An 8,643-nucleotide genomic window follows, 5' to 3' on the forward strand; every position below is an offset into this window, starting at 1 on the left:
CAGTGGTTTACTGATAAATCTATTATAAAGGTGCCCTGTGATTACCCCAAGTTATTTTAGCAAAAAATGATCAAAACCAAAGGAGTATGGAGTTCATTAATTCTTTACTGGTGATAATTTCTAACTGGTGATAACTTTAATTATCACTTGCTGGTGATAATTAAAGGATTTTTTGACAACATGAACCATGAGTGGATTATGAAATTCATAAACCATCGAATTGGTGATGTAAATGTATACAGACTGATTGCGAGATTTCTTAAGTCCGGACTCGTTGAGAACGGGAAACATAAGGAAACGCCGATCGGCGCCCCACAGGGCGGGCTGATTTCTCCAATTTTAGGGAATATATATCTACACTATGCGCTGGATTTATGGTTTGAAAAAGTAGTGAGAAAACACTGCTCCGGTGATGCATATATGGTTAGGTACGCTGATGATTCAGTGTTTTGTTTTCAGTACGAAAATGAAGCAAAAGCCTTCTACGAACAGCTAAAGGAAAGACTTGCAAAGTTCAACTTAGAAGTGGCAGAAGATAAGACGAAAATTATTAAGTTTGGAAGGTTTGCAGAAGCTGATCGGAAGAGAACCGGAGAAGGAAAACCTGAGACATTTGATTTCCTAGGATTTACGCATTATTGCAGTAAAAGTGCGAAGGGATATTTTCGAGTTAAACGAAAAACTAGTAAAAAGAAATACAACGCTAGTTTGAAGAAAGTCAAGGAATGGCTAAGAAAGAATCTTACAACACCGGCAGTGTTGGTAATGAAGATGCTTACAGTAAAACTAAACGGCTATTACAGGTATTATGGAATAACAGATAATTCTCAAATGATAGCCATGTTTGGAGATGAAGTAAGGAAATTTCTGTATAAAATGTTCAACAGAAGAAGCCAGAAGAAAAGCATGAACTGGGATAAGTACGTGTTATTTCTGAAGCGCTATCCACTTCCGAAACCAAAAATATATGTAAGCATCTTTGAACTGAGGCAAGAAATTAGCTATACAGTGTAAATGATAGTATGAGGAGCCGTGTGCGTTAATTGCGCAAGCACGGTTCTGGGAGGAGCGTAAAGCCAATCACTTTAGAGAGGTTTACGTTTACTCGACCAAAAAAAATAAAGTGTTTATTCATTCCCTCGATTTCTTAATCCGAGGGAATGTTTATTTATCAGGGTGTGTCCCACCGGCACCTTAAAAGAAGGCTTTGCAGGAATTAAAACGGTGCCCATGAATACCACGAAAACCGAATCAACCTGCGGCTACTGTTCCCCCGTGTTTTTTTTAGGTTGCGGGTTATAAATCATCGGGTGATTAATCGCATTTTAAGGGGGTATAAGTTAAAGATAAGGACAGTCTATGGAAATATTTTTTGGAGAGTCGAAAATAAAAATATATGGAGGATGAATGATGCTATTTAAAAACAGAAAAGATGCCGGAATCAAACTTGCACAGGCCCTGGAAAAATACAAAGATGAGGATGCAATTGTATTAGCATTGCCCAGAGGCGGCGTTGTCCTGGGAGAAGAAATTGCAAATAAACTGCATGCTCCCCTGGATATTCTTTTAACTAAAAAGATCGGCCATCCCATGAATAGTGAATATGCTATCTGTGCCATCACTGAAGATGGCGATCCGATCTGCAATTCAGCTGAAGTTGAAAAGGTCGATCCCGAATGGCTGGCAGAAGAAATAAGAAAAGTCCGAAGTGAGATCAAAAGGCGCAGAAAAATGTTTCTGGGGGGAAAAGCACTGCAACCTGTTGCAGGAAAAACTGTGATCATCGCAGATGACGGCATTGCCACAGGACTAACAATGATAGCAGCCATCGATGAGATAAAAAAACGCAAGCCAAAAAGACTGGTTATCGCGATTCCGGTAACTCCCTATGATACCGCTCAAAGACTGATATCAATGGTGGATGAGTTGGTGTCCCTGGATATAGACCCTAACTATCGGGGTGCGGTTGGGGCATATTACGAGGATTTCACCCAAGTTGAAGATAGTGAAGTCATTTCGATCTTAAAATCTTTTGAAAACAAGGGAGGATTTTGACATGAATAAAAAGGAAGCGATAGAAAAAATCGTAAATATCCCGGATGGACAAGTAAATATGATCGGTTCCCTGGAAATTCCTGCAGGAGCAACAGGAATAGTGGTGTTTGCCCATGGCAGCGGCAGCAGCAGACACAGTCCGCGCAACAATTATGTAGCAGCGATACTGAGAAGTCATGGCCTTGGTACTTTGCTCTTGGATTTACTTACGGTTGGGGAAGACACGGATTATGAAATGCGTTTTAATATCAATTTACTGGCACGCCGGATGCTCTCCACCACAAAATGGTTACAGGAACAGGATGACACAAACCGGCTCAATATCGGATATTTCGGTGCCAGTACAGGGGCTGCGGCAGCATTACAAACGGCAGCAATATTGGGAGATCAGATAAGTGCCATTGTCTCCAGAGGAGGGCGGCCTGACCTGGCATGGCCTTACCTTAAAAATGTAAAATCGCCGACGCTTCTGTTGGTAGGCGGCAATGATGGCGTTGTCATAGAATTAAACAAAAAAGCTTATAATGAAATAAATGCGGTTAAACAAATGGATGTTATTCCTGGAGCCACCCATCTTTTCGAAGAACCGGGGACATTGGAAACTGTTGCTGAATTGGCTGCCAATTGGTTTGTAAAATATTTATTTAGACATAAGCCGGAGTGACGTCTCTGCCTGGAAAAAAGATTTATTAGTAGATTGACGATAGAGCACAAAAACCCTGTAAACCCCTTAGAAAGGAGTTGCAGGGTTTTATTTTGAGACTAAGAAGTGGGGCCGTTTCGAGTGTCTTAGTTTGTAAAGATGCCAGGCAGCGTTTAAAACATTCTCAGGCAGGCAAAAAAAGGCAAACGAAATTCCGCTTTATTTGCCAAGGAGAATGGAATGTATTTCAACGCCATAGCGGCGTATCATATCCTGTTTTGCCTGGTGGTAGGCTGCTTTTCGTCCCTTCTTGGAGGTGCGGTCAATATAGAAATGTGCCAGTTCATCAGCGATAACATCTAAAAGCAGTTCCGCGAGGAGGAGGCGAGCCCCATCGGTGAATTGGCCTTTTCCATCCACATAAAGGCGGACAGTGGGTGCCTCTGTATTGATTAAAATAAGGCGTTCTTCATGGTTGTAAATGGCTCGATCGATGTCATTTCCAAGATTTCGCAGTTCATATCCTCTGAACATGGCTCTGGAATCATCCATATCATTGGAAGCGGTGGGGGTTTCTGAAAGAGCTTCCGGCTCTTTTTCAGAAGCATTCTCTGATATGACAATCTCACAGAAGGCAGTGTTGTCTCCAGAAGTGACCCTTAAAGTTCCCTTCGCCGCTATCTCATCACCGGTAACGGTGAACATCAGTCGCCCGTCTTTTGGAATTTCAGCTATTGGCATGGTCATCGGAGAGGGGGTGATATTCCAGGTGGATGGGAGATCGTATATAAAGGAAAGAATTTCCTGGTTTCCCAGCTGATTTGGGTCAGCAAAAAGGGTGATATGAAATGGCTGCACTGCACTGCGGTAATAAAACCCAAAGCCAAACCTCAGGGCCTTAGGTTGCTCCGGTTTATTTCCCTGGGATTTTTGATACCGGGGGAGGCGGATATTCAGCTCTTCCACAGCGATCCGGTTCATTTTATCCAGAACGGAATCAACCAGAATATTAGTGCGCTGGGAGACCCTGGCATGGTCAACATGGCTTAAACGCAGCTGCTCGCTTTTTACGGTATTGACGAGGATCAGGCTCACAGCATCAGAAAATGCTTCAACAAAAGGTTCTTTCCGATTGAGACCTTCCCGTTCATCACTGATGATCGGATGCCCCTGGGCAAGCATTTGGGATAAACCGTCACAGACCACGGTTCCGAAAAGAAATTCCGTTCCCAGCTGGTTTTCAAATTGAAAGAACTGGCAGTCGAACACCGCTGTACCGGATATGATCAACAGCCCATTTGTCCGTTGATCTCCCTTGGTTACCAGCTCGGTGTCCTTTGCCTTTTTCAGTGTCATGCTGAATGTATAATTCTGCCCCTGGTAGCTGAAACTGCCAAACTCATCCGGCCCAATCAGTACATCCGATTCCGGTTCCTGATAAATCAGCGTTTCCGGGGTTCTTGATTTCCATGGCCGGTTGAGGTCTGTCATTCCCACATTTCTCCGGGATAAGATATCCCTAAGGTAGATATTGTTCGATATCGATGTCAGCAGCGATTGAAAATGGGAAATGCTCACCTGCTGGTTTTCGACGACAATGCTGACCCGTGTTCCGTTACCATCTTGCGGAACATCAAGCTGGACATAATCCCCGGTTTCCGCAGCTCTTGCTCCTTCGCCATCGTCAAACAGATATTCTCCAGAGCCGGCCCGGTATAGGTCGATCCGATTGGCCCGGCCTTCTTTGATTGTTTCAATCCATCCGTGTCCCAACCCATAAATTGCCTGTTTCATCCCCCGTCCAAAATAACCCCGGCCACCGGCTTCGCCCCGAGCGAGGCTGCTGTAAGCACCGCCATAGGCAAGTACCAAATGAAGCCGATCGGAGGTCATTCCTTCGGCCTGATCTGACACAGTTATGAAAGCGCCGTTCTGATGTCTTTCATAACTGATTGTAATCTTTCCGGTAACAGTTATGCCCCTGCTTTCCAATCGTGAATAACTGTCATCACAGTTTGTAATGAGCTCTACCAGTGCTTTTTCGATCGAAGCAAAACGTCTGGAATCGATGTCAATAACTCGCTGATCTACCGGTAATACAGATATCGTCATGATTATCACCCTCTTCTTTAAAATGATAAAATATAGCTGTATTGTACCATAAATTCTTATAATAATGGTTAAGCAATCCCAATACATGACGATATACTTATAAGGGTGTTTGCGAAAACCTGGAGGTCATCGGTTCCAGTACATATTTCACTGATTTTTCCATATTATACTGAGGTAAAAAGTTGGAACGAAAGATTGTTATAAAAAATCTTAAACAGCCTAATGGGGTAGCCTTAATGAAATTTTATACTATATTTGATGTTATTAAAAAAATGAATGAATCAAGTGAAGAAATGACAATCCTGAAATATGAAAATATGATGTCAGTTATGTTTGCATCTCCGCTTTTATTTTTTGGCGCAATAGCGAACTTTTTGAGTTTGTACTTTATATTTCACCATGATTTGACAACTACAGCGATTAACAGTTTTGTTTTACTGGGGTTCTCAATGGTATTTGAAATTTTATCAAGGGTATCCAATAACGAGCGATTTAAATCATACATATTCACCTTTCTTTTTTCTACTTTATTGGCCTTTCTAGTGGTACGTTATTATTTTCTGCTTGGCCCTTCATTATGGACGGTATCGCTCATCATGGTTATGATAGCAATGGGACGGCTCAAAAAAACCATGCTGATTGCACTTTCATTAACTATTTTTGTAATGGGCGGTTATGTTTGGTATGAATCCGATCCTTTCCAATTCGGAATAACGTATTATATAACACAGAGTATTTCATTCGCAATGTTATTTGTCGTTGCTTTTGTCATTCATAGAATTAATACCGATCGTTATTATCGGATTAATAAACAATTTAAAGAAGCTATACTAAAAAATAGAGAGATTACAGCTTTAAATAAAGAGATTACAACCTCGGAAGAAAAAGTCAATCATCTTGCTCATCATGACCATTTAACAGGGTTGCCTAATCGATTATTGTTATCGAAACAGCTGAATCGTGCCATAGTTTCATCCAATCCTTTGGAAAAAACATTAACAATCATGTTTCTGGATCTGGATGATTTTAAAATGATTAATGATACCATGGGACATGATATAGGTGACCAGTTATTGGTGGAAATAGCTAACAGATTGGTTAATACTCTGCGAAAATGTGATACTGTTGCCAGGATTGGCGGCGATGAATTCGTGATCTTTATTGAAGATGTTGAAGATATGGACTATCTCAAAAGAGTATCGGAAAAGATTCTTAAATGTTTCGATGAACCTGTTCGGCTAAATAATCAGGACTGTTTTGTGACGATCAGCATGGGTATTGCGATCTACCCAACGGATGGTGAAAATGCGGAAACCTTGCTTAAAAATGCAGATACTGCCATGTATATGGCTAAGGGAAAAGGCAAGAATCAATGGGTGCTCTGCAACCCTTTAATGAAAACTAAAATTGTTGAAACAATGAGAATGACCAATAGTTTATACCGAGCCTTGGAACGAGATGAGCTGGAACTTTATTATCAGCCCCAGGTGTGCTCCACGTCCGATGAAATAGTGGGATTGGAAGCCTTAATACGATGGAATCATCCTGGATTAGGTCTGGTTTTGCCCGGGGAATTTATTTCCATTGCTGAGAAAACGGGTTTGATTATTCCAATTGGAGATTGGGTATTACGGACGGCATGCAGTCAGAATAAGGCATGGCAGGATGCCGGTTTGCCTCGAATTCGTATGGGCGTGAACCTTTCTGTGAAACAATTTCAAAATGACAGCCTTGTCACTGATGTGAAACAAATTTTAAAGGAAACAGGCCTGGACTGTCAATACCTGGAACTGGAAATTACTGAAAATGCTGCCATAATGGGAAAAGCTTATATTATTGAGACATTAGATGTCTTTCAAAAGTGGGGTATTCATATTGCAATCGACGATTTTGGAACGGAATATTCTTCTTTGAATTATTTAAAACAATTGCCTGTGGACAGAATTAAAATTCCGATGACATTTATCCAGGGGATTGATGTCAACACGAAAGATGAGGCAATTACGAAATCTCTGATTGTATTGGCTAAAAGCATGGGATTAGGCGTCATTGCAGAAGGTGTCGAAACAAAGGGTCAGCTTGATTTTTTAAATCAGCGCATGTGTGATAACATACAGGGGTTTTATTATCATAAGCCTATGCCAGCTTGTGAGATGGAGGAATTATTAAAAAAACAAATTATATAATGAATAAACCATGAAAAAATCCCGTTAAAGTTGTGGCCATCGGATTAATAAGGTACAATAGGAGAGTGAAGATCGAAAAGATTAAGGAGTAAAATATGGAAGCAGGATTTAATAAATTACAGGATTTCATTTCAAATAGTCGAAATATCGTATTCTTTGGCGGGGCCGGGGTATCCACAGAAAGTGGGATTCCTGATTTTCGAAGTGTGGATGGTTTATACAATCAATCCTATAAATACCCGCCGGAAACCATTCTTTCTCATCAATTTTTCATGAAAAAAACACTGGATTTTTTTAATTTTTACAGAAATAAAATGTTGTTTTTAAATGCAAAGCCTAACAAGGCCCATGAAAAATTGGCTGAGCTGGAATCTTTAGGAAAGCTCAAGGCAGTGATTACCCAGAATATTGACGGACTCCACCAAATGGCGGGAAGTAAAAATGTATTGGAACTCCATGGTTCGGTCCTTCGAAATTATTGTATAAAGTGCCATACGTTTTATGACGTCACGGCTGTTATCAATGGCGAACCCATTCCAAAATGCACCTGCAGCGGTATCATCAAGCCGGATGTCGTCTTATATGGTGAAAGTCTGGATAGCAATACGATCAACCAATCAGTAAACGCCATTGCCAATGCAGATGTGCTTATTATTGGGGGAACATCTTTAGGTGTTTACCCGGCAGCAGGACTCATTGATTATTATAAAGGCAATAAACTGGTATTGATCAATAAAACTTCCACACCCATGGATACCAGAGCAAACCTTGTGATCAATGACAGCATTGGTGAAGTTTTGGGTAAAATTGAACTTTGAATATAAGCATTGATGGTTGCTGCTTAATAGAAATGTTGAATGGGTTCCATCAGATCTCCTAATAAGTGCTAAATAAAAGCACACCTCCAAATGTCAGATCCAAATCTGATAGCTGGAGGTGTGCTTTTTTTGATTAAATTGGTAAATTACTTTTCAGGAAGCTCGAAATGAGGTTTTTCGAAATCGAAAATTTTGGTCGCATCCGGTTCGTTGAGAAGGAACGCTTCCTTTTCGTCCCGTTCCATCTTAGGGAGGTCTTTTAAAATCAAACGGATGCTTTCTCCGGTTGTGCGATTGAAAACGGAAAAGGCCTGTTTTTCATTTTTTATAAACAGAAGATTTCCTTTTTTTCCAGTGCATCCAAGAACCACACGAATTCCATCAACGCTACAGGATTCATTCTCAGAAACACAAACGATGTCCTGGTTTTCTGTAAAATTAATGGGAAGAGCTTTAATGGCTTCCAGAGAAGCCCGGACACCAATGGCTAATCCCGGACAGTGATGTCCGTGATACTCAACACACTTATTCCATAATTGTTCGTCCATTTTAATTGATCTCCTAACTAGTTTTTAAAGCTATGAATAGGCGCAGGGATTTGTCCGCCGCGATTAATAAAAACAGAACAATCAAATTGATTGACTGCAATAATAGGGGCTCGACCAAGAAGGCCGCCAAATTCTGCCATATCACCAACTTTTTTTCCATGGACGGGAATGAGTCGAACACCGGTGGTTTTATTATTAATAACACCAATGGCGGCTTCATCAGCCAGAATCCCTGAAATAGTGGTGGCAGGGGTATCGCCGGGAATGGCAACCATATCAAT

General features: G+C 41.0%; 8 protein-coding genes. 5 read left to right on the top strand and 3 right to left on the bottom strand.

The genetic code is table 11. From position 1 onward, the window contains the following. Positions 1–153 precede the first annotated feature (153 nt). The 3 genes from VIK44_RS02415 (at position 154) to VIK44_RS02425 (ending at position 2,719) form a co-directional block, all read left to right on the top strand. Entirely contained in the window at positions 154–1,014 is an 861-nt protein-coding gene (locus VIK44_RS02415; protein WP_331552253.1) for a reverse transcriptase domain-containing protein, read from the top strand. 393 nt (positions 1,015–1,407) lie between these two features. Continuing rightward, positions 1,408–2,055 (top strand): phosphoribosyltransferase, encoded by a 648-nt coding sequence (locus VIK44_RS02420; protein ID WP_331552254.1) that lies wholly within the window; start codon positions 1,408–1,410, stop codon positions 2,053–2,055. A 1-nt stretch (position 2,056) separates the two neighbouring features. Next, the gene (locus tag VIK44_RS02425; RefSeq protein ID WP_331552255.1) at positions 2,057–2,719 is read left to right on the top strand and encodes a dienelactone hydrolase family protein; all 663 of its coding nucleotides are present in this window, start codon (positions 2,057–2,059) and stop codon (positions 2,717–2,719) included. A 198-nt stretch (positions 2,720–2,917) separates the two neighbouring features. On the opposite strand, the gene VIK44_RS02430 is transcribed toward VIK44_RS02425, so the two are convergent. Then, complete coding sequence (locus VIK44_RS02430) at positions 2,918–4,810, bottom strand: ATP-binding protein (protein ID WP_331552256.1); 1,893 nt, start codon at positions 4,808–4,810, stop codon at positions 2,918–2,920. A 236-nt stretch (positions 4,811–5,046) separates the two neighbouring features. On the opposite strand from VIK44_RS02430, the gene VIK44_RS02435 reads away from it, so the two are divergent. Together VIK44_RS02435 and VIK44_RS02440 are read left to right on the top strand one after the other, a co-directional pair. Continuing rightward, a complete protein-coding gene (locus VIK44_RS02435; protein WP_331552257.1) occupies positions 5,047–6,996 on the top strand; it encodes a putative bifunctional diguanylate cyclase/phosphodiesterase in 1,950 nt (649 codons plus the stop codon). Between the two features lie 95 nt (positions 6,997–7,091). After that, positions 7,092–7,814, top strand: a complete 723-nt coding sequence (locus VIK44_RS02440) for an NAD-dependent protein deacylase (RefSeq protein ID WP_331552258.1) — start codon at positions 7,092–7,094, stop codon at positions 7,812–7,814. 146 nt (positions 7,815–7,960) lie between these two features. Here the strand turns inward: VIK44_RS02440 and VIK44_RS02445 are convergent, their stop codons facing one another. Beyond that, positions 7,961–8,362, bottom strand: coding sequence for a formylmethanofuran dehydrogenase subunit E family protein (locus VIK44_RS02445; RefSeq protein ID WP_331552259.1), 402 nt, complete (start codon positions 8,360–8,362; stop codon positions 7,961–7,963). Positions 8,363–8,379: 17 nt separating this feature from the next. Continuing rightward, the coding region (locus VIK44_RS02450; protein WP_331552260.1) for a DUF711 family protein at positions 8,380–8,643 on the bottom strand (264 nt) is incomplete at its 5' end.

The sequence above is a fragment of the Acetobacterium sp. genome (assembly GCF_036508315.1).
Classification (GTDB): domain Bacteria; phylum Bacillota; class Clostridia; order Eubacteriales; family Eubacteriaceae; genus Acetobacterium.